The 22,982-nt window shown below is 52.4% G+C and carries 20 protein-coding genes and 2 pseudogenes; 9 read left to right on the top strand and 13 right to left on the bottom strand.

The features are described 5' to 3' along the window. The first annotated feature begins 44 nt into the window (after positions 1 to 44). The 3 genes from C2U41_RS02335 to C2U41_RS02325 all read left to right on the top strand — a co-directional run bounded on the left by C2U41_RS02335 (position 45) and on the right by C2U41_RS02325 (position 3,462). Positions 45 to 677, top strand: a complete 633-nt coding sequence (locus tag C2U41_RS02335) for a LysE family transporter (RefSeq protein WP_003838673.1) — start codon at positions 45 to 47, stop codon at positions 675 to 677. A 79-nt stretch (positions 678 to 756) separates the two neighbouring features. Further along, positions 757 to 2,145, top strand: a complete 1,389-nt coding sequence (locus C2U41_RS02330; protein ID WP_103849223.1) for a diguanylate cyclase — start codon at positions 757 to 759, stop codon at positions 2,143 to 2,145. A 219-nt stretch (positions 2,146 to 2,364) separates the two neighbouring features. Further along, the gene (locus C2U41_RS02325; RefSeq protein WP_032937015.1) at positions 2,365 to 3,462 is read left to right on the top strand and encodes a 4Fe-4S binding protein; all 1,098 of its coding nucleotides are present in this window, start codon (positions 2,365 to 2,367) and stop codon (positions 3,460 to 3,462) included. Between the two features lie 73 nt (positions 3,463 to 3,535). On the opposite strand, the gene C2U41_RS02320 is transcribed toward C2U41_RS02325, so the two are convergent. The 5 genes from C2U41_RS02320 to C2U41_RS02300 are packed head-to-tail and all read right to left on the bottom strand — an operon-like array spanning position 3,536 to position 8,281. Next, entirely contained in the window at positions 3,536 to 4,429 is an 894-nt protein-coding gene (locus C2U41_RS02320; RefSeq protein WP_003021298.1) for a MurR/RpiR family transcriptional regulator, read from the bottom strand. A gap of 2 nt (positions 4,430 to 4,431) precedes the next feature. Further along, positions 4,432 to 5,379, bottom strand: coding sequence for an ABC transporter substrate-binding protein (locus tag C2U41_RS02315; RefSeq protein WP_003021295.1), 948 nt, complete (start codon positions 5,377 to 5,379; stop codon positions 4,432 to 4,434). Positions 5,380 to 5,394: 15 nt separating this feature from the next. Next, positions 5,395 to 6,447, bottom strand: coding sequence for a FecCD family ABC transporter permease (locus C2U41_RS02310; RefSeq protein ID WP_103849224.1), 1,053 nt, complete (start codon positions 6,445 to 6,447; stop codon positions 5,395 to 5,397). Continuing rightward, on the bottom strand, positions 6,444 to 7,457 hold the full coding sequence (locus tag C2U41_RS02305; protein ID WP_003021289.1) for a FecCD family ABC transporter permease: 1,014 nt from the start codon (positions 7,455 to 7,457) through the stop codon (positions 6,444 to 6,446). The genes C2U41_RS02310 and C2U41_RS02305 overlap by 4 nt, the downstream gene beginning before the upstream one ends. After that, a complete protein-coding gene (locus C2U41_RS02300) occupies positions 7,454 to 8,281 on the bottom strand; it encodes an ABC transporter ATP-binding protein (protein ID WP_032937018.1) in 828 nt (275 codons plus the stop codon). The genes C2U41_RS02305 and C2U41_RS02300 overlap by 4 nt, the downstream gene beginning before the upstream one ends. A gap of 446 nt (positions 8,282 to 8,727) precedes the next feature. On the opposite strand from C2U41_RS02300, the gene C2U41_RS02295 reads away from it, so the two are divergent. Together C2U41_RS02295 and C2U41_RS02290 are read left to right on the top strand one after the other, a co-directional pair. Beyond that, positions 8,728 to 10,890 (top strand): TonB-dependent siderophore receptor, encoded by a 2,163-nt coding sequence (locus C2U41_RS02295; protein WP_048216788.1) that lies wholly within the window; start codon positions 8,728 to 8,730, stop codon positions 10,888 to 10,890. Between the two features lie 177 nt (positions 10,891 to 11,067). Beyond that, positions 11,068 to 11,577: a hypothetical protein gene (locus C2U41_RS02290; RefSeq protein ID WP_003021281.1), complete on the top strand. Its 510-nt coding sequence runs from the start codon at positions 11,068 to 11,070 to the stop codon at positions 11,575 to 11,577. A 99-nt stretch (positions 11,578 to 11,676) separates the two neighbouring features. Here the strand turns inward: C2U41_RS02290 and foxA are convergent, their stop codons facing one another. The 3 genes from foxA to C2U41_RS02275 all read right to left on the bottom strand — a co-directional run bounded on the left by foxA (position 11,677) and on the right by C2U41_RS02275 (position 15,920). After that, the gene (foxA, locus tag C2U41_RS02285) at positions 11,677 to 13,785 is read right to left on the bottom strand and encodes a ferrioxamine B receptor FoxA (protein WP_103849225.1); all 2,109 of its coding nucleotides are present in this window, start codon (positions 13,783 to 13,785) and stop codon (positions 11,677 to 11,679) included. A 121-nt stretch (positions 13,786 to 13,906) separates the two neighbouring features. Beyond that, positions 13,907 to 14,890: a helix-turn-helix transcriptional regulator gene (locus C2U41_RS02280; RefSeq protein ID WP_103849226.1), complete on the bottom strand. Its 984-nt coding sequence runs from the start codon at positions 14,888 to 14,890 to the stop codon at positions 13,907 to 13,909. Between the two features lie 124 nt (positions 14,891 to 15,014). Continuing rightward, positions 15,015 to 15,920 (bottom strand): LysR substrate-binding domain-containing protein, encoded by a 906-nt coding sequence (locus C2U41_RS02275; protein WP_103849227.1) that lies wholly within the window; start codon positions 15,918 to 15,920, stop codon positions 15,015 to 15,017. A 109-nt stretch (positions 15,921 to 16,029) separates the two neighbouring features. On the opposite strand from C2U41_RS02275, the pseudogene C2U41_RS02270 reads away from it, so the two are divergent. Next, a pseudogene (locus C2U41_RS02270) lies at positions 16,030 to 16,449 on the top strand (LysE family translocator); the annotation flags it as partial. On the opposite strand, the gene C2U41_RS02265 reads toward C2U41_RS02270, so the two are convergent. From C2U41_RS02265 to pepT, 3 genes and pseudogenes are all read right to left on the bottom strand, one after another. Further along, a protein-coding gene (locus C2U41_RS02265) for an IS1-like element IS1B family transposase (protein WP_095033700.1) occupies positions 16,417 to 17,114 on the bottom strand; the annotation gives its coding sequence in 2 pieces (ribosomal slippage) (positions 16,417 to 16,865 and positions 16,865 to 17,114; 699 coding nt in all). The pseudogene C2U41_RS02270 and the gene C2U41_RS02265 sit on opposite strands and share 33 nt — an antisense overlap. Positions 17,115 to 17,196: 82 nt before the next feature. Next, positions 17,197 to 18,558, bottom strand: coding sequence for a C4-dicarboxylate transporter DcuC (gene dcuC, locus C2U41_RS02255; RefSeq protein ID WP_003830889.1), 1,362 nt, complete (start codon positions 18,556 to 18,558; stop codon positions 17,197 to 17,199). Continuing rightward, positions 18,555 to 19,538 (bottom strand): annotated as a pseudogene (gene pepT, locus C2U41_RS02250) (peptidase T); the annotation flags it as partial. The pseudogene pepT and the gene dcuC, both read right to left, overlap by 4 nt. 57 nt (positions 19,539 to 19,595) lie before the next feature. Between pepT and C2U41_RS02240 the strand changes: the two are divergent. Together C2U41_RS02240 and C2U41_RS02235 are read left to right on the top strand one after the other, a co-directional pair. Then, a protein-coding gene (locus C2U41_RS02240; RefSeq protein WP_095033700.1) for an IS1-like element IS1B family transposase occupies positions 19,596 to 20,293 on the top strand; the annotation gives its coding sequence in 2 pieces (ribosomal slippage) (positions 19,596 to 19,845 and positions 19,845 to 20,293; 699 coding nt in all). 98 nt (positions 20,294 to 20,391) lie between these two features. Continuing rightward, positions 20,392 to 21,372: an IS5-like element ISKpn26 family transposase gene (locus C2U41_RS02235; RefSeq protein WP_032170067.1), complete on the top strand. Its 981-nt coding sequence runs from the start codon at positions 20,392 to 20,394 to the stop codon at positions 21,370 to 21,372. Between the two features lie 38 nt (positions 21,373 to 21,410). Here C2U41_RS02235 and C2U41_RS02230 read toward each other — a convergent pair whose 3' ends face one another. After that, a complete protein-coding gene (locus C2U41_RS02230; RefSeq protein WP_181013983.1) occupies positions 21,411 to 21,920 on the bottom strand; it encodes a hypothetical protein in 510 nt (169 codons plus the stop codon). Positions 21,921 to 21,948: 28 nt separating this feature from the next. After that, positions 21,949 to 22,380 (bottom strand): maltose acetyltransferase domain-containing protein, encoded by a 432-nt coding sequence (locus C2U41_RS02225; protein ID WP_174329993.1) that lies wholly within the window; start codon positions 22,378 to 22,380, stop codon positions 21,949 to 21,951. Positions 22,381 to 22,766: 386 nt separating this feature from the next. On the opposite strand from C2U41_RS02225, the gene C2U41_RS30055 reads away from it, so the two are divergent. Next, the gene (locus C2U41_RS30055) at positions 22,767 to 22,937 is read left to right on the top strand and encodes a helix-turn-helix domain-containing protein (protein ID WP_077258089.1); all 171 of its coding nucleotides are present in this window, start codon (positions 22,767 to 22,769) and stop codon (positions 22,935 to 22,937) included. The last annotated feature ends 45 nt before the right edge of the window (positions 22,938 to 22,982 follow it).

Here is a 22,982-nt window from a genome sequence, read left to right as displayed (position 1 = left end):
AAATTATAGTGTTAACTTTATGAATATTTGAGGAATGGTTGTCTATGGAACCGCTACACGCCGTCATGCTCACCGTCAGCCTGTTTGTTTTAACCTTTTTTAACCCCGGCGCAAATCTGTTCGTAGTGGTACAAACTAGCCTGGCATCCGGACGACGCGCAGGTGTGATGACCGGTCTGGGGGTCGCCTTAGGTGATGCGTTTTACTCCGGCCTTGGGCTTTTTGGTATGGCAACGCTAATCACCCAGTGTGAAGAGATATTTTCATTGATTAAGATTGTCGGCGGCGTCTATCTGCTGTGGTTTGCCTGGAACAGCATCCGCCATCAGGCCACGCCGCAAATGCCCACGCTACAGCAGCCGATTTCCGCCCCCTGGTATGTATTTTTCCGCCGAGGATTACTAACGGATTTATCGAACCCGCAAACCGTACTGTTTTTTATTAGTATCTTCTCGGTCACCTTAAGCGCAGACACACCTACGTGGGCCAGACTGATGGCCTGGGCAGGTATTGTGTTGTCTTCCGTTATCTGGCGTATTTTTCTCAGCCAGGCATTTTCTTTGCCTGCAGTGCGACGGGCGTATGGTCGCATCCAATGCGTTGCCAGCCGAATCATTGGCGCAATAATAGGTGTCTTCGCGCTCAGGCTTATTTATGAGGGTATTAGCCATCGATAAAAGAGTTTAACTTGACCATCGTGAGGTAATTGTCCGTAATACTGCCTGAATTTTTAATCGCACGTTGAGTGGCAGCGAGATGGAACAGATTGAACCGGTAAACGACACATTACTCCTTACAGAATGGCAGGCGCTGATACGACAAACATCGCCTGACGTTCACACGCTCCTCACATCGTTAAGCGATGAAGAGATCCACCATTTAGTGACCGTTTTTTATGACTATATGCTCTCTCATGCCCAGAGTGCATTGTTCCTCAATACAGAACAGGTCAGTACCCGCCTCAGCGGCAGTATGTTTGACTGGTTACGCAGCGTGCTCGGCAGCGCGCACGAAGATCTCTCACAGCTGCTGGCCAAACAACGCAAAATTGGCGTAGTGCATGCCCGTATCGGTCTGCCCATCGATCTGGTGAACCGCGGCGCGCGTAAGCTCAAAGATGAGCTGTATCGGGTGTTGAAAACCAAAGCTGACGACTCGTCTTCCCTGCTGAGCAATGCTATCTGTTTCAGCAGTCTGGCAATGGATACTGCGCTGGAGGCCATGACCGTCTCCTATTCCCCAAGCTACCAAAACTCCCTGCATACACAAGAGCAGTATCGTCTGCAGACTATTTACGATGACGTTAACGTCGAGCGCGAGCGGCAAATCCGTTCGTTTACCGACTGGGAAAACCAGTTTATCTATAACATTGCTACCGGAATGCCTTTCGGTGAAATGGTGTTTCTGGCGAACTCTGATTTTGGTATGTGGTTCTCACATAAGGGAAAACATATTCTTGGCAACAGCAATTTGCTCAAAGAAATGGAATCACTGATTGCAGAGATCGACACCCGTCTGACGACAACCCTGTCACCTCAGCATCAGCCCACAGAACCCGAGCGGATGAGCTTATTACAGGATGTTCGCCAGCTGTCGGCAAAAATCCATTTCCTGCTCGCTTCAATGTTTGAGGCGCTGGTCAAGCAGGAAAATGGTAAAGATTCGCTGACCCAGTTGCTTAATCGCCGCTTTATTCCGACCATCATGCGACGTGAAATCTCGCTGGCGTTACATGCGCGTAAGCCTTTTAGCCTGGCGATGCTGGATATCGACTACTTCAAGCAAATTAACGATAACTTCGGGCATAATATCGGCGATCTGACGCTCAAAAATGTCGCAGCGGTCATTTATGATCATATCCGTAGCAGCGATTATATGTTCCGCTACGGTGGTGAAGAATTTATGATTCTGCTCGTCGAGTCAGATGAATCGCAGGCCAGTATTATTCTGGAAACGCTGCGCATGAAAATTGCTGGGATGCGCATGGCAGCCTCTGCGACAGAAACGTTTTCTATTACCGTCAGTATCGGTATTGCCGAATATGATTATCATCCCGACTACAAACAGCTGGTTGATAAAGCCGATCGCGCACTTTATCTGGCAAAAAGTAATGGTCGCGACCGCGTTGAGGTTTATCAGGAATAACCATTGCCCTGCAGAGAAATAAATACCCCGTTCAGGGTATTTATCTGGCTTGCGATAAATATCGAGCTGTTATTTTTATTCAGGCATATTTGCATGATGAAAATAACAGCCACGTAATAAGATGCAAATCAAATACACCAAATCTAAATAGCGCTAGCATATCCCGGTGATAACGCCTTCTGAATGCAGAAGGGGAAATATGAGGGATAGTATAAAATCATGAATGGGAAGAAGAGAACGCGCTGGCAGCGCCGTCCTGGCACGATCGGAGGCAAACTGCCGTGGAATGACTGGCGAAATGCCAGCAGTTGGCGAAAAGCCACCCAGTTTCTCCTGCTGGCTATTAATATTTATATTGGCGTAACGTTCTATTACTGGGTCCGCTATTTCGAAACCGCCGGCACCAGCGTCTATATTCCAAGGCCTGGTGGTATTGAGGGATGGCTACCGATCGCGGGCTTGATGAATATCCGCTATACGCTGGAGACTGGTTTTCTTCCTCCTATCCATGCCGCCTCCATGCTGCTGTTAGTTGCGTTTATCCTGATTAGTCTGTTGTTAAAAAAAGCCTTCTGTTCGTGGTTATGTCCAGTGGGCACACTGTCCGAACTGCTCGGCAATCTGGGGAAAAAAGTCTTTGGTCGCAACTTCACGCTGCCCCGCTGGCTGGATATCCCGCTGCTCAGTCTGAAGTATCTGTTGCTGAGTTTCTTTTTGTATATCGCCCTGTCGATGCCTGCACAGGGGATTCAGTATTTTCTAATGTCGGCCTATGGCATGATTATCGACGTGAAGATGCTCGATTTCTTTCGCCATATTGGCTCCGCTACGCTCATCTTTCTTGTCGTTATCAGCGTCCTGAGCCTGTTTATTCGCAATGCCTGGTGCCGCTATCTGTGCCCTTATGGCGCGCTGCTCGGCCTGTTCTCGCTATTCTCGCCGTTTAAAATCCGCCGTAACGCAGACAGTTGCATCGACTGCGGAAAATGCGCGAAAAACTGCCCGTCGAATATCCCGGTCGACAGACTGATTCAGGTGCGTACCGTGGAATGCACTGGCTGCATGACCTGCGTTGAATCCTGCCCGGTAGCCTCAACGCTGAGCTTTTCACTGCAGACTCCGCCAGGAGCACAAGGCAACGGTGGTAAATCGTTATGGCGTCAGAGGACGATGTCAGGTGTTGCCATGGCGCTACTGGTGCTTGGTATTCTGTTTGCCGCCGTAGGTTATGCGGTGTACGCCAACGTCTGGCAGACGCCGGTGCCGGATCATATGTATTTCCAGTTGATCCCGAAGGCCAGAATGATCGGCCATTAATGGTTTGAACTGTCTGCATTTATGCCGGGTGGCGACAACACCCTACCCGGCCTACACAGCGGATATCACCGGTTTATTTCTTCGCCCCGGATTTACCAATGCCCCGATACAGTTCGTTAATCCGCTTCACGGATTTAATTGATCGCTGCGGCGCAGTGGAAGCGACAGACAGCACAATCATTTCCAGACACACCAGCACCGTACCGTGGAGCGGCATTTTCCCATTCTCGCCGCCGCGCGGCACGTTAATCACCACATCCGCTTCTTTACTAAAACGGGAGTCCAGCGCGTTCGTCAGTAAAATAACCGGGACACCCAACCGCCTGGCCTCGCGAATGGTCGTCAGCCCTTCCCGGTGCGGAGATTTCTGCGCCATCATGATCAGCACATCTCCACGCTGCAATGCGATCAGTTGCTCCGCGAGGTTAATCCCGGTGCGATTAAATGCTACCGCAGGCAGGCCAATACGGCTGAGCAGACGAACGGTATAATCCGCCAATACGCCGGATGCGCCAATACCAAAAATTCCCACCTGACGGGCTTCTACCAGTAATGCCACCGCCTGGGCAATTGCATAGCGGTTTTGCGGTGTAGAAAGCGCTTCACAGGTACGCTGATGCCCCTGCAAGACAAAATCAATACTGGAATTAACATCGCAAGAGAGCGTATTCACCGTGGTGGTCATCTTCTCTTCTGAGGTCACGCCAGGGCCAAACCAGTGTTCAATGGTCTGCTTTAAATCGCGCAACCCGGCAAACCCCAGCGCCTGAATTGCCCTGACCACCGTCGCGTCAGATGTTTGCGTGGCGGCAGCGATTTCTATCGCTGTAAACTCCAGCACCACTTCGCGGTTTTCGTTGATATAACGCGCCACGGCCTGCATACGTGGCGAGAGTAAATGCGCCCGGGCGCGAAAACGGTCACCATAGACATCAATACGGTTTTTGGCTTTTTTCGCCGTCAGCATGGTTATTTAGCCTCCGGTAGCCATCGTCCGGCGATGTGCGTTTGCACCTGCGCCACCATCAGACTGAGCGAGGCATAGGAATTAGATATCGCCTCTTCACGGGAGAGTAAAACGTAATGTCCGCGCTGGCAGGCGGTCAGGAACTCACACCAGCCAGGCATCACCGCATCCATCGCCGCGATTTCATCCTGCGGTTTACCGCCGGTATCGCCACGCCAGGTCGCGAAGACAAAATCGGCATCCAGTTCAGGCAGACGTTCCGCACTGACATCAATGCGCCCACCCGGCGGAATACTGTCGATAATCTTCGGGAAAGTGAAACCAGCATCACGTAAAACTCGCCCCAGGGAATGATAGGTGTGCAACGCATTGATTTTGCCCTGATTGGCCTGTATTACCGCCACAGAGATGTGCTGCGTATCGACCGTCCGCTTGAGCTGGGCTATTTCTTCACGGTAGCGCCGTTCCAGCAATGCCAGCCGGTTCTGCGTACCGGTAAGCTGCGCCAGCTTGCGGTAGATTTCCGGCGCACCGCCATCAAGATGATCGATGCTGACCGTCGGCGCTATTTTTTCCAGTTGCTCAATCGGCGTGTTACGGCTGGGTTCGGTGATAATTAAATCCGGTTTTGCCGCCACAATGGCTTCAATATCAATGTCTGCCGTACCGATATACGTCATGTTCGAATTATCAAAATCCACGCCGGTCAGCAGCACGCCGGAGCGTAAAAAATGGCTGCCATCCGGGCGCGTTCGGCCATGACTGGCCACCGGAGGCACGCCAAGTTCGATCAGCGGAATAGTGATGTCGAGATCGTGCAATGACACAATACGCTGCGGATGCAACGGCACGTTCACCACTCGCCCGAGATCGTCAGTAAATGACTGAACAGGCTCCGCCGCCTGGACGGTGCAGCCGACCAGCAGCAGCAATGAAAAGATTAAACGCATATACCCTCTTAACAATTACAAACGATCCCGGCGACGCCAGAGCAACAGCAAAAAGAACGGTCCACCGACTAGGGCAATGACGATCCCGGCGGGGATTTGCAGTGGTGCAAACGCCAGACGACCCACGGTATCGGTGACCAGCACCAGCAACGCACCGATCAACGCACTTCCCCACAGCAGCGCTGTTTGTCCGCCACGCAGCCAGAATCGTGCCATGTGTGGCGCCATCAACCCGACAAAACCGAGGCTGCCCACGCAGGCAACACTGGCGGCGGTGAGTACAACCGGCGCGAGAAAACGCAACAACGCCAGTCGGGGTAAATGGACTCCTAGCCCCGCTGCCGTCGCATTGCCAAGTAGCGCCACATCCGAAGCGCGCGCCGTGGCAAATAAGATGATGGCCGCAGGCAACGTCCAGACCAGTGCCACCAGCAGCAGTGGCCAGGTGGCGGCATGAAGGCTCCCCGCCAGCCAGACCAGTGCAGTCTGTACGTCACGGACATCGGCGGTGGTCATAAATACGCCCATTCCCGCGGCAAAGAACCACGACACGCCAATGCCTATCAACACGAAGCGAGGCCGGGAGAAATCACGGGCCAGCAGCATCACCAGTGTGGCGACCAGTGCGCCGCCGGCCATTCCCGCCAGGGGCCGCCAAACCAGACTTGCTGACGGGAAAAGCAGCACCAGGGCCAGTACCACCACGCAACTCCCTTCTTTGACACCGATGAGCCCGGGATCGGCCAACCCGTTGCGGGTGATAGATTGCATCGCCGCCCCTGCCAATCCGAGCATCGCCCCGCACAGAAGCGCCATCAGCAGTCGAGGCAGTCGTACATCCCAAACGACATACTGTTGCTGAGCCGTCAACGCCTGAGGGTCAAACACCGCCCGTCCGATAGCGGAAGCCGGAACCGGGAGCGACCCCTGCATCACGCCAAACAGCAGTAATGCGATTGCCAGCACCGTCAGGCTGAGGCTGTACAGCACGGTTTTGGGACGAATGACACGAGAAAATCCACCCACCCGCCATGCACGAAGCCCTGCACGTTGCAGCATATCGTTCATTTCAAAAACCTCGACGCAATGAAAATAAACGCCGGTGCGCCCACCAGGGCGGTCATGATCCCTGTAGCCAGCTCCTGCGGAGCCAGCACCGTGCGGGCGGCAATATCCGCCAGCAGCAGCAGCGCCGCGCCCAGCAATGCCGACGTCGGTAGCATCTGACGAATATCTTTTGTTACCAGACGGCGGGTAACGTTAGGCACTAACAGGCCGATAAATCCCAGCGGCCCCACGACAGAAACTGCCGCACCGCACAACAGCGCAATGGCGATCATCGCCAGCAAGCGTATGCGCAGAATGTTCACCCCTAACCCACAGGCCATACGGTCGCCGAGAGCCAGAATATTCAGGCCCGGCGCGATAGCGATCGCCAGCACCATACCGGCAAGCGACGGGGGAACGGCACTTTTGACACTTTCCCAACGCAGACCCGCGAGATCACCCACCAGCCAGGTGCGCATTGCCAACAGGGTTTGTTCATCCAGAATCAGGATGGCCGCAGTAAGCGATGACACCATGGCCGACAGCGCCACGCCGCACAGCGTGACCTTCAGCGGCGTTAAGCCACCGCGCCCGGCAGATGCAAGCGCCATCACCAACGAAAAGAGTGCCGCAGCACCGCCTGCCGCCAGCAATGGCTGGCTTACCCCCGTCACGCCAAGCGCGGTGCACAACACAACGACAAACGCCGCACCGGCATTCAGCCCCAGAATATGCGGTTCTCCCAGCGGATTACGAATCAACGCCTGCAACAGAACCCCCGCAACACCTAACGCCGCGCCGACCAGCATCGCCGCCGTCATGCGCAGCAGACGTAAGGAGACAATAATCCGGTGGTCGAAATTTTTCGCGTCAAAGTGGAACAGCGCCTGCACGACGGTCTGCGGGCTGATAGTGCGTGCGCCCACACCCAGATGCACCACTGCCAGAACACACAACAGCAGCGTTAACACGGGGAACGCCAGCATAATCCGGCCACGGCGACGAGCCAGTGTGCTTGCCATGACCGTCATTGCTCTTGCCCGCCCGGCGCGCGGAACGGCATAAAGAACGGTTTGCCGGTGAGAGGATTCACCGACATCTGCACGTCGACGTCAAACACGTGCTTAATCAACTCGGGCGTGCAGTTTTCGCCATCATGCACGACGCCCTGCAACGTCCCCTGTTTGAGGAACACCAGCATGTCCCCGTAATTCACGGCAAAATTCAGGTCATGCAGGACCACAACCACAGTACGGCCATGATGACGAGTCAGTGAATGCAACAGTTCGAGGATCTCCACCTGATAGCGCAGATCGAGAAACGTAGTCGGCTCATCCAACAAGATGACCGGCGTTTGCTGTGCCAGCGCCATCGCAATCCAGCAGCGCTGACGTTGCCCACCGGAAAGGCTCTCTACCGGCAAATGCGCAAAATCAGCAGTTCCGGTTAACTGGAGTGCCTGCTCCACGGCGCGTTCGTCATCGTCCGTCCATTGCGAAAGCATGTTCTGCCAGGGAAAACGCCCACGCGATACCAGTTCGAAAACGGTAAGTCCTTCGGGCACCAATGGGGATTGCGGCAGGATGCCGAGCTGGCGTGAAACCGCTTTGGTAGGCTGTTGATAAATGGCTTTTCCATCCAGCAATACGCTGCCGCCGTGCGGTTTCAACATACGGGCGATAGTGCTTAACAACGTTGATTTACCCGAGCCGTTCGCCCCCACCAGTACCGTCATTTTGCCTTGCGGAATAGTGAGACAGATATCGTGGACAATGGTGTTATGGCGATAACCCGCAGAAAGCTGTTGTAGTTCAATGCCCGTTCTGTGGGCGATATTTTCCACATGCTGTGGCATGTTCACTCCTGCGCCGCCGCATGGCAAAGCCTGCATGCGTAATTCTCTAAATAAAAATAAAACTCATTCTCTTTGTGATCTTGCTGGCTTGCACTGTAGTAGTCAAGCAATTACACCCTGTAGTTACATCACCTGTCGCCAACAACTAAAGCACAAATAAAAAACGCTGAAAAATCAATAAAAATCATTCTTTTTCAATATATTGAAAATTAAATACCCTTAAAAAAACGACGGTTAAATTGCGTCAAATCGCTTGTAGTTTCTTTTTCAATTTTACGTTTACTACTACAAACACTCATGATTGAATGATTCTCAATTACACATCTGACGCCAGTAACGCTGGCTTACAGATGGATAAATGCAGGGCTGGCAAGCCGGGCAATGAATTGAATCAACTTGTTTCCCTGCCCATTTTTGGCAGGGTCTTTTGCGGAATAAATAAAATAATGGCTGAGTTAACGACTTACTTTTCGGGGATGAAAGGGCGGGCATTGTGCTCTGCTCTCTTTCTGGGCATGACAACAACACCTGCGGTATTTGCAGCGGAGAAAGAGACGACTCCGCCTAAAGGGGAAGATACCATCACCGTTCGGGCAGATGCATCGTCTGCCGATCAGGCCGTAACATCGGGTTATCAACCGCTGAGTTCGTCCACCGCGACGCTGACATCCATGCCATTGTTGGATATCCCACAAGTGGTGAACACTGTCAGCGATAAAGTTCTGGAAGATCAGCATGTCACGACGCTGGACGAAGCGCTGTATAACGTTAGTAACGTCGTGCAAACCAACACATTAGGTGGCACACAGGATGCGTTTGTCCGCCGTGGCTTCGGCGCAAACCGTGACGGTTCGGTGATGACCAATGGTCTGAAAACCGTGTTGCCGCGCAGCTTTAACGCCGCCACCTCACGCGTGGAAGTGCTGAAAGGCCCGGCCTCAACCCTGTATGGGATTCTCGATCCCGGCGGCCTGATTAATGTCGTCACCAAACGTCCGGAAACACAGTTTGGCGGGTCGATTTCAGCAACCTCCAGCAGCTTTGGCGGTGGCACAGGGCAGTTTGACGTGACCGGGCCGATTGAAGGCACGCAGTTAGCCTATCGCCTGATTGGCGAATATCAGCATGAGGATTACTGGCGTAACTTCGGCACCAATCAGAGCAGCTTCATCTCCCCGTCCCTTACCTGGTTTGGCGACAAGGCCACCGTCAACGTGCTCTATTCACATCGCGACTATAAAGCCCCGTTCGATCGCGGCACCATTTTCGATCTCAACACCAAACACGCGGTGAATGTGGATCGCAAAACCCGTTTTGATGAGCCGTTTAATATCACCGATGGCGAATCGGATCTGGCGCAGCTGAATGCCGAATACCGTTTCAACAGCGAATGGACAGCGAAATTCGACTACAGCTTTAGTCAGGATAAATACAGCGATAATCAGGCTCGCGTGATGGCTTATGATTCTGCAAGCGGAAATCTTACCCGCCGTGTTGATGCCACTCAAGGCTCCACTCAGCGCATGCACGCCACACGTGCCGATTTACAGGGCAACGTCGATATCGCTGGCTTTTATAACGAGATCCTCACCGGCGTCTCTTATGAGAACTACGATCTGCTACGCACCGACATGATCCGCTGCAAGAACGTAAAAGGGTTCAATATTTATAATCCTGTCTACGGTACGTTGGATAAATGTACTAACGTTTCTGCCGCTGATAGCGATCAGACTATTCAACAAGAGAGCTATTCTGCGTATGTGCAGGACGCGCTGTACCTGACCGATAAATGGATCGCCGTCGCCGGGATGCGTTATCAGTACTACACCGAATACGCTGGCAAAGGCCGTCCGTTCAACGTCAACACCGACAGTACCGACCAACAGTGGGTGCCCAAATTCGGTATGGTGTACAAACTGACGCCGTCGGTATCGCTGTTCGGTAACGTGTCGCGATCCTTCATGCCGCAATATTCTATCGCCAGTTATATTGGCGAATTGCCACCTGAAACTTCAACGGCTTATGAAGTGGGGGCAAAATTCGATATCTTTGACGGTATCACCGCCAATATTGCCCTGTTTGATATTGATAAACGCAATGTGCTGTACAACGAAATGATCAATGGCGAAACTGTGGCGAAAACTGCGGGTCGCGTGCGTTCACAAGGTGTGGAAGTGGATGTCGCCGGTTCGTTGACCACCAACACCAATATCATCGCCAGCTACGGTTATACCGCCGCGAAAGTGACGGAAGATCCTGATTACAAAGGTAAGCCGCTGCCTAATGTACCGAAGCATACCGGCTCATTATTCCTCACCTACGATATTCAGAATGCCTTTATGGGCAATACCCTGACGATTGGCGGTGGGGGTCATGGGGTGAGCCGCCGTTCCGCAACCAATGGCGCAGACTATTATCTGCCGGGCTATTTTGTCGCCGATGCCTTTGCCGCTTATAAAATGAAGCTGCAGTATCCGGTCACATTGCAGCTCAATGTGAAAAACCTGTTTGATAAGACCTATTACACTTCATCCATTGCCACCAATAATCTGGGTAATCAGATTGGCGACCCACGAGAAGTGCAGTTCACGGTGAAAATGGAATTCTGATCCTCTTCATCCATTAACCCTGCCAATTCTGGCAGGGTTTCCCGTCTGTCCTGCCATTTTAAGACAATTGAACTTGTGCCATCGTGCTCTCGTTTATACAACCTTAAATATCATCCGTAATAATTTTTCTATTTTGTTATGGGCGACTGGGATCAAAATAATGAACGGGATAACATCATGACTAAAATAAAACTGGCACTGCTATTACCTCTGTTTCTGGCAGGTTGTACGATGAGTGACGGGGAATTAAGAAACGCTTACGCTCAGCATTATCAGCAACCTACCGCCTATGTAGATGCTTATAAACAGAAAATAGCCAGTATGGATATTCATGCGCTGGCCCAATACGCCGCCGCAGAAGATAAGAAAAAAATGCGTGGGCAGCCAAGACTGAAAATCGACGAATTTATTACCATTGAGAACGTACAGGCGAAAGGAAATCGGGTGGTCTACGATTACTCACTGTCCGAAAACTGGCTGGCGCTGTCCGCAGATAAACAGCGCGAGAAGCAGACCAATATGAATAAAGACCTGATCTACCGTACCTGCTCGCTGGAAACGGTACGTCTGGCGCAGGCAAAAGGGCTGGAAGAAGAGCATAACTATTACAGTCAGTACCCAGACAAAGTCGCCTTTACTCTGAGAACCAGCGCGCAGATTTGTATGCAAAACGGTTTTACACAATAACCGCAATCCACTATGCCTGATGCGCTACGCTCATCAGGCATACAATTTGCACACTGCACCAGGCCGGATAAGGCGCCAGCGCTGCATCCGGCTAAAACATCAGAATTTCCAGGACACACTGCCGACAATGCTGCGCTCGGCGCCGAAGTAGCAGTATGAGAGCGAGTTACAGGCCGCAACGTAGCGCTTGTCGGTCAGGTTGTTAACGTTCAACTGCGCACTCAACCCTTTAATACCGATATTCGTTAAGTCGTAACCAATCACCATATCCACCAGAGTGTAGGACGGCAGGGTGTGAGTATTCAGGCGATCGCTGGTAATACCGTTAACGTAGCGCACGCCTGAACCCAACGTCAGACCGTCCAGCGGACCACTTTTTACATCGTAGCTCAGCCAGGCACTGGCCTGGTTACGCGGGGCGTACACTGCGCGCTTGCCCTGCTCTTCCGGGCTGCTTTTCTTATAGCGAATGTCGGTATAGGTATACGCCGCCTGCAAACGGAAGCTATCCGTCAGTTGGCTAATTGCCTCCAGCTCCACCCCTTCAGATTCAATTTCCCCAATCGAGCGGTATGGATCGGTCGGCTCTTCTTTAGTGGCTATATTCGTCTGATTGATACGGAACACCGACGCGCTGAACTGACTGTTAAGTCCTTCCGGCTCATATTTCAGCCCGGCTTCCCACTGCTTCCCTTTCATCGGATCCAGCAGGTTGCCGTTCTCATCGGCAAAACTGGTGGGCGTAAAGGCAGTGGAGTAACTCACGTACGGCGCAAAGCCGTTATCGAACAAATAGAGCAACGCGGCGCGGGTGCTGAAGTTGTTTTTATCCAGATCGCTGCGAGTATCCTTGATCTTATCAATGTTAGAAACGCTGACCTGATCGTAGCGACCACCGAGCGTAATACGCCAGCGATCCCATGACATCTGATCCTGCAAATAGTAACCCGTCTGTCGCAGCTTGTGTTTCTCACGCGCATACATGTCGATGTAATCAGGCTTCGCGCCGTACACCGGATTAAAGGCGTCAATCGGCGGGAAAGCGCCGTAGTAACCGGTAGTATTGTTGCTGCGATCCTGATAGTCGATCCCCACCAGCAAACGGTGGTTTACCTGCCAGGTATCAAAGCTGCCGTCGAGCTGGTTATCCAGCGTAATCGCCGACATTTTTTCATCGGAGCCGGAGTAGCCGCGATTAAGCTCGGTTTCATTCAACCAGCCCGCCGCATACACCTGGTTCAGCTCAACGTCGGTATGCAGATAGCGCAGCTTTTGCCGCACCGACCAACCGCTATCAAACATATGCTCAATGTTGTAGCCCACCATGTTTTCACGGCGATCGTATTTGTCATAATCATCCTCGCCTTCGTAAAAGGTATTGGAGATCTTTTGCCCGTAATGCGGAACCACGGTGCCGTCATACGGCAGACCGGAGTGGCTTCCGCCTTCCGGGTCACGGTGCAGATAGGCCATCAGATCCAGACGCGTCTGGTCGGTGATACGCCAGGTCAGGCTGGGCATCAGCGCGTAACGTTCTTCCTTCAATGGACCAAACTGCGAGTCCGCGTAACGCGTCATCCCGCTCAATCGCGCCGCCACTCGATCGTTATCATCCAGCGCCCCGGTGACGTCAAACGCCGCGCCGCGCTGGTTATTGTTGCCAGCAAACAGCTTCACTTCACCGCCCGCATCAAACGACGGCTTACGTGAGGTCAGCGCCACAATACCGCCCGGGGAGGAACGGCCATACAGTACGGAAGCCGGGCCACGTACGACTTCGATATCTTCGAGGAACCACGGATCAACCACCAGCGAGCTGTGTGAGTTGGTGTCGCCCATCATCTTCAGACCATCGAGATAGACGTTATCCAGGCTACCGTCAGAAAAGCCACGCAGCACGATGTAGTCAAAGCGGTTGGAGGCGCCAATCTGATTGCTGTACACCCCCGGCGTATAGCTGACAGCCTGGCGCACGCTGGTTGCGCCTTGCTCTTCAAACTGTTCACGGGTAACGATCGATACCGACTGCGGCGTTTCAATATCCGGCGTGGCAAGCTTCGTGGCCCCGCTCTGCATCTGCGAGGTGACAACCACCGTATCGTTTTTTGTTGTTTCCTGCGCCAGCAGAGGAAAAGCCACGCAGCCGGTCACCCATCCCACCAGCAGCGCCAAGCGAGTCTTCGCGAACATGAATATCTCCAAAGGCATGTCTAATTGTAAGTGAGAATTATTACCTTTTTGCTGACGGAGATAGCTATGCCGGATGCCAGGTTGCCTATGCGCAGTGCCAAATTGTCAGGAAATCACGTGCGTAAAACGCAAATATGGATTAGCAAGGTTTGAGTAAATCGCCGGGCGAAAAGCCGTAACGGCGACGAAAAGCGGTAGAAAAGTTGGTGGCGTGCTGATAACCCGACATCCAGGCCGCCTGCTGTACGCTATATCCTTCCAGTAGATAGCCGCGCGCATGTTCCAGACGGCAATCGCGCAGGTAGTCGAATACCGAACAGCCATAGGCTGCACGGAACTTACTGCGCAGGCTGCTGGGGCTCATCGCCGCGCGTTGGGCCAGTTCATTAAGGGTGTAGTCATTTTCGGGACTCTCCTCCAGCAGTCGGCGAACGACCTCCAGCCGCTGCTGCTCACCGCTCGTCGCAAGACGTTTACCGCTCTCGACTTGACACATGCTGAGACCATGACCGAACAGTTGTAATATCAGCCCTTCCAGCATCAGCTGACGAGAAACATGGCTAATCGTACTCTGCTGCGCGTACTGCAGTCCGCTGAGTAAAAACCCCGGTACCTGCCAGATAAGCGTCGGCGTCTGGCATCTTTCCCACTCGCGCATCAACGATTCAAGCAACCCCGTGCGATACGCGCCGTCGGGATATAAACCGAGCGATAATGTACGGAGTTTACTATCAGCATGATGACGGGCACGCATCGTCTGGTGCTCACTCAGGCGTGAGCTAAACGCCATGCCGGAGCACACCACATGCTCCTGTCCGTTAAGCGTCAGGATCACGCAGCCTTCCAGTACCACCAGCATATACAGAGGACTGTCGTGGCGAGAGGTGGTTTCATAGGGTTGCAATACCTGTACGTCGGAGTGCGTCACGCACATCCCGCAGGGGAGAGTCATCTCCTCAATTTCACCTTGCAGAACAGGGCTGCCAGACGGCAAATCCGGTCTCTGTGCCAACAGGGGAAAGCGGTAATCGATCCCGTAGCGCTCACCAAAATCCATAAACTCGCTGACGGAGAAAGTGCGAGCGACACGTCCGGAGGCATTCAGGGCGGTGGTGTTGTTCATGCTGTCTTCTGCACAGGAAATGGGATTAACGGTTTATAACTGAAGCAACATTACCATTACCTGCACAATACGACAATAATAATGAGAACCATTATCAATATAGGTAATCAGCAAAATAAACAGCTTAATCCAGCCAGTTTAGATCTACCGAGGAAGCAGACGGCGCAGCCTCTTTTAACCAGCGATACAGCAGCTCAATATTTCTGAGCCGTGTTGAAGCCTTTGGCCAGACAAGGTAATACCCCTCGCCAGTCGCCACAGCATCTTTAAACGGTAACGCCAACATCCCTGCCTGAATGGCCGCCAGGCATAACAGCAGGTCGGCAACAGACACGCCATGACCACTCATCGCGGCAAGACTACCCTGCTCCAGGGTGTCGAACACTTTGCCTCGCGCAAGATTCAACGCCGGAAACTTCCCAGTGCGTTGCAGCCACCGACGCCAGTCGCGGCGATCCGCTGAGGGATGAATCAGTTCACAGGCAGAAAGATCGCGCTGCGCCTGCACCAGCAGTGCGGGTGAACACACCGGGATAAGCCACTCCTGAAACAGCAACCGGCTGTCGGTATCGTCACCAAAATGGCCATTCCCTAACAGGATCGCACAGTCATACGGTTCACGACTGAATGATACGGAATCGGTATCCATCCAGACGCTGGAAATTTCGATCACCGGAGTCGGATGCGCTTCACGGAAAAGACGCAGCACATCCAGAAGCCAGCGCATTGTCAACGTAGACGGCGCTTTCAGCCGCAGCTCATGACTGCTGCTGCGAAAGGCATGACACGCGTGTTCCAGACTCTGAAACCCAGCCGTCAACTGCTGCGCTAACCCTTGGCCAGAAGGTGTTATCTCGATACGCGGGCCGCTGCGGATAAATAACTCACAGCCAAACCATGCCTCCAGCGTGCGAATATGACGGCTTACCGCGCCCGGCGTCACGTTAAGCTGAATAGCGGCTTTGCTGAACGATCCCAGACGGGCTGCGGCTTCAAAAGCCCTCAGGGCATACAACGGAGGTAGCGTCATCGTGAGTTTCTATGTTGAGTTTTACTCACAGTAGAGCGCAGTTTTATTCGTTTTTCAATGCGCTACGTAAACGGAATACTGGTGGAAAATATCATCAGGATAATCAGGTATGAATTTCACTTTACTGGCTGCCTATAGCCTCAGCGTAGTAACCCTGCTGTTAACGCCGGGTCCTGTCGTGGCGCTGATTACCACCACCGCGGCGCAGCACGGCTATCGCCGGGCTTTTCTCACGCTGATTGGCACTAACGGCGCTTCTTTAGTACTGATTGCTCTGGCTGCACTGATGCTAGCTGGCATGGTTTCAATCTCTGCGATATGGCTTGGCGTACTGGGTCTTGTGGGATCGTTGTATATCGGAGTGATGGCGATTAACGGCCTGCGGGCCAGGGCCTCAAACCCCGGGCTGGGTGCGCGAAAACGCGATAACAGCGGGCTTATCCACGGATTTCTGACCGGGGTCGCCAACCAAAAAGACATTGGTAATGACTCCAACTTATTGATAGTGTTTTATGTTCAGATAATGCCCGATGACTTTGTCATGCAGCTCCACCGATTTTGAGAACGACAGCGACTTCCGTCCCAGCCGTGCCAGGTGCTGCCTCAGATTCAGGTTATGCCGCTCAATTCGCTGCGTATATCGCTTGCTGATTACGTGCAGCTTTCCCTTCAGGCGGGATTCATACAGCGGCCAGCCATCCGTCATCCATATCACCACGTCAAAGGGTGACAGCAGGCTCATAAGACGCCCCAGCGTCGCCATAGTGCGTTCACCGAATACGTGCGCAACAACCGTCTTCCGGAGCCTGTCATACGCGTAAAACAGCCAGCGCTGGCGCGATTTAGCCCCGACGTATCCCCACTGTTCGTCCATTTCCGCGCAGACGATGACGTCACTGCCCGGCTGTATGCGCGAGGTTACCGACTGCGGCCTGAGTTTTTTAAATGGCGGAAAATCGTGTTGAGGCCAACGCCCATAATGCGGGCGGTTGCCCGGCATCCAACGCCATTCATGGCCATATCAATGATTTTCTGGTGCGTACCGGGTTGAGAAGCGGTGTAAGTGAACTGCAGTTGCCATGTTTTACGGCAGTGAGAGCAGAGATAGCGCTGATGTCCGGCGGTGCTTTTGCCGTTACGCACCACCCCGTCAGTAGCTGAACAGGAGGGACAGCTGATAGAAACAGAAGCCACTGGAGCACCTCAAAAACACCATCATACACTAAATCAGTAAGTTGGCAGCATCACCCCGGAAGTTTGCTTGTTACAAACGAAGTTAATAGAAAATACCGATGATCAGGGTATGAGTTACAAAGCCCACAATCAGCGGTACGGCGGTACGTTTAACCACATCAAATGGCGTTATTTTCGCCCCACTGGAAACGGCAATCACCACGCCGGAAACCGGTGAAATTGCCCGCCCCATATGTGATGCCTGCTGCATCGGCAGGATCATGGCAACAGCGTTAGCGCCCATACTTGCCGCGATTTGCGGGATCAGCTCAACGAAAGCAAGGAATGGCGCATTACCCGATCCCATAATAATTGCTGCCGCCAGCGTCACCAGCGCAAACACCACCGCCATAGCAAATGGGGGTAATCCCACGTGCTCCGCCATCAGGATTAATTGATCAATGGCACCAATAACTTTAATCCCGTGGGCAAAAACACCTGCCGCAACCAGCAGCCCAACTACCCCGGTAAAGGCAGTGCCCATGCCTTTAAGGAAATGGCTGAATCCTTCGCATACTGACTTTAAATCACGCACCCGCAGCCATTCAATCAACATACAGACAGCCATCGAAATGAGCACAATGGTGATAATATTCAGGTTAATACCACTGACAAACATTTCCGATGATCCCACCGCCATCAGTATCGGAAGCATCGGGAGCAGCGCATAAAAAGCCGGGGCTTTTCCTGAGTCAGTCACCTCAGCGCTACCGATTTCTCGTGGAAGTGTCCCCGCTTTACGGTCGCAATGCCGCTGCCAGAAGAAATGGCAGACACCGACGACCAGCACGGTTGCCAGCGCTGCGGGTCCCTGGTGGTAAACAACGTATTCCACCACATCCATATTGACCGCTTTAGATCCCCTGATAGCATCGATGGCCGTCGGGGTATATGCCACACCAAGCGAGGTGGCAATAACCCCAGCGGCTGAGGCCGCAGAAAGCCCTAACCCCAGCATAATGGGGAACATCGTCCCCATCAGCAACACGGCTAGCCCGGTGGCGGATGGAATGGCCAACTGCAGGAGGCTGGCGAGCAGATAGGAGAAAAATAGAAGCACATAGGGCGAACGCAGCGCGCGCAAAGGTTTCGTCACAACCCGCACAACCGCTTCATTTGCCCCGATATGATCCATGTAATGCGCAAATCCCATGAGCGCCATGATCATCAGGCCGAGATCGGCGGCACGCGTACTAAAGAGATCGCGCATCACCTCGAAAGGATCGAGAAATGAAATCCCCGTACTGGCAACACCCTTCGGTAATACAGAACCCCATCCGGTTAACGCCGTACAAATCATCAACACCAGGCCAGCAATGAACAACACGGGTTCAGCGCGATAACCTTTCAGGATCAGACGCGCGACCACCACGATCACCAGTAGGGCAATTAACACCTGAATCATGACTGAGCTCTCCCCTGCGCGAACTCAGCAAAGGTTTCCTCAATGACCGCTACCACGACATCGCTGGCGGCCCGCAGTGAACGCACCGGCAGGTATTCATAAATCGAATGAAAGTTATGGGCACCGGTAAAAATATTCGGGCAAGGTAGTCCTTTCTGCGATAACACTGCGCCATCATATCCACCACGCATGGCGACAGGTTGCGGGGTAATGCCACACTTCTGATACGCGCGTAACGCAATATCAATCGGGTAGTGAGCATCGCCCTGCAAGCTATTGAACACATTGGCATAGCGATCGGTTAAATGGCAGACCACGCTGTTTTCTCCCCACAGCGCGCAGGTGCTGACGGCCAGCTGGCGGATATATGCCATACGCGCCTTATACCCCTCTTCGGTAAACTCCCGGATATCCAGCTTAAGTACCGTACGGGCACTGTTACCCTGAAGTTGTTTTACCCAGTAATACCCTTCGCGTCCTTCCGTATACTCAGGCGCCTCTCCTCCGGGCAGCATCGCAATAAACTTATGCGCCATCAGCAGAGAGTTCTTCAGCTTACCTTTGGCCGACATAGGGTGTGCGGACTGGCCGGTAAAGATGATTTCCGCATCACCCGCGTTCCAGTTCTCATAGACAAATTCTCCAATGCCGCAGCAATCCAGGGTATAGCCAAAATCAGCCCCAAACGCCGCAACATCAAATGCTTTTGCACCTCGTAATCCCTGCTCTTCATCAGGAACAAAACCGACCTTCACCGGCCCATGCTTAATCTCCGGATGTGCGACAAGGTACTCCAGGGCATTCATAATCGCGGCGATGGCGGCTTTATCATCTGCCCCCAACAGACTGGTACCATCCGTCACCAGCAGGTCATCACCGATATAATTTTTCAGTTCTGGAAATTCACTTTCGCGCAGATAAATTTTTAGCTCCTGGTTCAGACACAAATCCCCACCGCTGTAGTGAAGACGTTGTGCTTTTGGGTGATGCTGCCAACTTACTGATTTAGTGTATGATGGTGTTTTTGAGGTGCTCCAGTGGCTTCTGTTTCTATCAGCTGTCCCTCCTGTTCAGCTACTGACGGGGTGGTGCGTAACGGCAAAAGCACCGCCGGACATCAGCGCTATCTCTGCTCTCACTGCCGTAAAACATGGCAACTGCAGTTCACTTACACCGCTTCTCAACCCGGTACGCACCAGAAAATCATTGATATGGCCATGAATGGCGTTGGATGCCGGGCAACCGCCCGCATTATGGGCGTTGGCCTCAACACGATTTTCCGCCATTTAAAAAACTCAGGCCGCAGTCGGTAACCTCGCGCATACAGCCGGGCAGTGACGTCATCGTCTGCGCGGAAATGGACGAACAGTGGGGATACGTCGGGGCTAAATCGCGCCAGCGCTGGCTGTTTTACGCGTATGACAGGCTCCGGAAGACGGTTGTTGCGCACGTATTCGGTGAACGCACTATGGCGACGCTGGGGCGTCTTATGAGCCTGCTGTCACCCTTTGACGTGGTGATATGGATGACGGATGGCTGGCCGCTGTATGAATCCCGCCTGAAGGGAAAGCTGCACGTAATCAGCAAGCGATATACGCAGCGAATTGAGCGGCATAACCTGAATCTGAGGCAGCACCTGGCACGGCTGGGACGGAAGTCGCTGTCGTTCTCAAAATCGGTGGAGCTGCATGACAAAGTCATCGGGCATTATCTGAACATAAAACACTATCAATAAGTTGGAGTCATTACCGTTTTCCTAATCTAGGGAAGGTGCGAACAAGTTCCTGATATGAGATCATCATATTCATCCGGAGCGCATCCCAGAGGGACATCATGAGCCATCAACTCACCTTCGCCGATAGTGAATTCAGCACTAAGCGCCGTCAGACCCGAAAAGAGATTTTCCTCTCCCGCATGGAGCAGATTCTGCCATGGCAGAATATGACCGCTGTCATCGAGCCGTTTTATCCCAAGGCGGGCAATGGCCGACGGCCCTATCCGCTGGAGACCATGCTGCGTATTTACTGCATGCAGCATTGGTACAACCTGAGCGACGGTGCCATGGAAGATGCCCTGTACGAAATCGCCTCCATGCGCCTGTTTGCCCGATTATCCCTGGATAGCGCCCTGCCGGATCGCACCACCATCATGAATTTCCGCCACCTGCTCGAGCAGCATCAACTGGCCCGTCAATTGTTCAAGACCATCAATCGCTGGCTGGCCGAAGCAGGCGTCATGATGACCCAAGGCACTTTGGTGGATGCCACCATCATTGAGGCACCCAGCTCTACCAAGAACAAAGAGCAGCAACGCGATCCGGAGATGCATCAGACCAAGAAAGGCAATCAGTGGCACTTTGGCATGAAGGCCCACATTGGTGTCGATGCCAAGAGTGGCCTGACCCACAGCCTAGTTACCACCGCGGCCAACGAGCATGACCTCAATCAGCTGTGTAATCTGCTTCATGGAGAGGAGCAATTTGTCTCAGCCGATGCCGGCTACCAAGGAGCGCCACAGCGCGAGGAGCTGGCCGAGGTGGATGTTGACTGGCTGATCGCCGAGCGTCCCGGCAAGGTAAAAACCTTGAAGCAGCATCCGCGCAAGAACAAAACGGCCATCAACATCGAATACATGAAAGCCAGCATCCGTGCCAAGGTGGAGCACCCGTTTCGCATCATCAAGCGGCAGTTCGGCTTCGTGAAAGCCAGATACAAGGGGCTGCTGAAAAACGATAACCAACTGGCGATGTTATTCACCCTGGCCAACCTGTTTCGGGTGGACCAAATGATACGTCAGTGGGAGAGATCTCAGTAAAAACCGGAAATAACGCCAGAAATGGTGGAAAAAATAGCCTAAATAGGCTGATTCGATGTGTTTGCGGGAAAAAAATCGGCCCAGATCCGCGAAATTTTAATCAGCGAGTCAGCTTGGGAAGAAATGACCTGCTTATTCGCACCTTCCCTATACAAGCCAATCTCTATCTCAACAAAGCGTGTCCAGTCACGATGAGCCAGTGCATTTACAACAGTTTCGCGAATAGCTTCCAGTGGATAATACCAGGTTGTTTCCCGACGTAGATGCGTATCGGGTAGAGGGGCCTCTGAAGTGATAAAGGGCATGATAGTTGACATCAAACGCTCAATCAATCCACCATCGATCAAAGCCTTTCCGGCTTCCTCAGTATCAAAACGCCCAACCATTGGACCATCCAGAATATCATCGAGTAACGGTTGGTACTCCTTATCCTCGCTGGCAAACGCAAAGACTCGGATATCTGGTCGATGCGAGAGTTCAACCATTTTGATTTTGAACTCAACGGGATAATTAGGGCTTTTTTTACGCACTGTGGTTAATGATTTCATGGATAGTGTCCACCATATTTGGTGTCCACTATCCTCTCAGGAATTTCAGGATCTGCCAGACGGTGCTGAGACGACGCTTACGAATGTTATACCCCCTGCTGCAGTGGAAAGACGTGGTGACAGATACCCCTTCCCCACATTCAGGCAGCAACTCTTTCATCAGTAGCAGGCGGGAATCAATATGAGCAGGATCGGTGTGGTTAAAACGATGAAGGAGCGATTTTGTCCGCAAAGAATCCGCTTTTATGGCGGGTTCAGCAGGGAAAAAGTAATCCCCATCTTTAAGACGGACACGTTCCACCCTGGTATCAGCGCAGGGCGGCAATTTATCATTCATTAATTCTGTTTCCTCCGTATGCAGCGTGGAGCCTTTCCTGTTACCGGTTTTATCCGGATGTATGCTGTCCCGTGAAGTGGCGGGCAAACTCACTTCTAAAAAATTACGGCCAGATCTTGTCATGCCTATCACAAAGTATCATAACCGAGCATTGTGTAAAGATGAAAACCGTCAAATTGAGCGCAATCGAGCTGCATGATATGATCAGAACCCTACTAAATCAGAAGTATTGGGTATGAGATTACTTTTGAGGAAGCACGTAAATGAAACGAGTGGTTCTGTTTTCATGTGGGAGCGCTTGTCGCTCCCTGAATAGTCCATGTGACAATGAAGATTAAACAGCATCATAACCAGCATGATGCCGTTGCATTTCTTGCATATCGGCAGACTACATCAGAACCCGGTAACCTTGGATGCTGGGATAATGGCAGAGAAGAGGCACTTACTGTATCTACGGTAAAAAGCGGTTTTGTCGATGAAGTTTTAAAGGAAACCCTCCAGAAACGCTGATGAAATTGCGCAGTTTCGCTGGCCTGATGCGACAACAACTCGCCAGTAGAATGGGTATTTCTTACAAATACCTGCGCAGCATAGAAGCAAACCCATCCAGAGCGAGCATTACTACACTTAACCATTATGCCAAGAAGTGTGGTGTTAAAAGCCCTTTGATTTATCTGTAAATAAGATAAAACATGATAATTTCATCAAGTTGCATGGTAATTTAT

It is taken from the genome of Citrobacter freundii complex sp. CFNIH4 (genome assembly GCF_002934505.1).
In the GTDB taxonomy this organism is placed as follows: Bacteria; Pseudomonadota; Gammaproteobacteria; order Enterobacterales; family Enterobacteriaceae; genus Citrobacter; species Citrobacter freundii.
The sequence above is the reverse complement of the archived record's forward strand: the minus strand, read 5'-3'. Positions and strand labels throughout refer to the sequence as shown.

Coding starts and splice junctions, on each gene's coding strand:
- C2U41_RS02330 (WP_103849223.1), top strand. CDS start 757: ATGGAACAGATTGAACCGGTAAACGACACATTACTCCTTACAGAATGG.
- C2U41_RS02300 (WP_032937018.1), bottom strand. CDS start 8,281: ATGCCACAGCATGTGGAAAATATCGCCCACAGAACGGGCATTGAACTA.
- C2U41_RS02305 (WP_003021289.1), bottom strand. CDS start 7,457: ATGACGGTCATGGCAAGCACACTGGCTCGTCGCCGTGGCCGGATTATG.
- C2U41_RS02320 (WP_003021298.1), bottom strand. CDS start 4,429: ATGCTGACGGCGAAAAAAGCCAAAAACCGTATTGATGTCTATGGTGAC.
- C2U41_RS02335 (WP_003838673.1), top strand. CDS start 45: ATGGAACCGCTACACGCCGTCATGCTCACCGTCAGCCTGTTTGTTTTA.
- dcuC (WP_003830889.1), bottom strand. CDS start 18,558: ATGATTCAGGTGTTAATTGCCCTACTGGTGATCGTGGTGGTCGCGCGT.
- C2U41_RS02325 (WP_032937015.1), top strand. CDS start 2,365: ATGAATGGGAAGAAGAGAACGCGCTGGCAGCGCCGTCCTGGCACGATC.
- C2U41_RS02290 (WP_003021281.1), top strand. CDS start 11,068: ATGACTAAAATAAAACTGGCACTGCTATTACCTCTGTTTCTGGCAGGT.
- C2U41_RS02315 (WP_003021295.1), bottom strand. CDS start 5,379: ATGCGTTTAATCTTTTCATTGCTGCTGCTGGTCGGCTGCACCGTCCAG.
- C2U41_RS02295 (WP_048216788.1), top strand. CDS start 8,728: ATGGCTGAGTTAACGACTTACTTTTCGGGGATGAAAGGGCGGGCATTG.
- C2U41_RS02235 (WP_032170067.1), top strand. CDS start 20,392: ATGAGCCATCAACTCACCTTCGCCGATAGTGAATTCAGCACTAAGCGC.
- C2U41_RS02230 (WP_181013983.1), bottom strand. CDS start 21,920: ATGAAATCATTAACCACAGTGCGTAAAAAAAGCCCTAATTATCCCGTT.
- C2U41_RS02225 (WP_174329993.1), bottom strand. CDS start 22,380: ATGACAAGATCTGGCCGTAATTTTTTAGAAGTGAGTTTGCCCGCCACT.
- C2U41_RS02310 (WP_103849224.1), bottom strand. CDS start 6,447: ATGAACGATATGCTGCAACGTGCAGGGCTTCGTGCATGGCGGGTGGGT.
- C2U41_RS02280 (WP_103849226.1), bottom strand. CDS start 14,890: ATGAACAACACCACCGCCCTGAATGCCTCCGGACGTGTCGCTCGCACT.
- foxA (WP_103849225.1), bottom strand. CDS start 13,785: ATGCCTTTGGAGATATTCATGTTCGCGAAGACTCGCTTGGCGCTGCTG.
- C2U41_RS02275 (WP_103849227.1), bottom strand. CDS start 15,920: ATGACGCTACCTCCGTTGTATGCCCTGAGGGCTTTTGAAGCCGCAGCC.
- C2U41_RS30055 (WP_077258089.1), top strand. CDS start 22,767: ATGAAATTGCGCAGTTTCGCTGGCCTGATGCGACAACAACTCGCCAGT.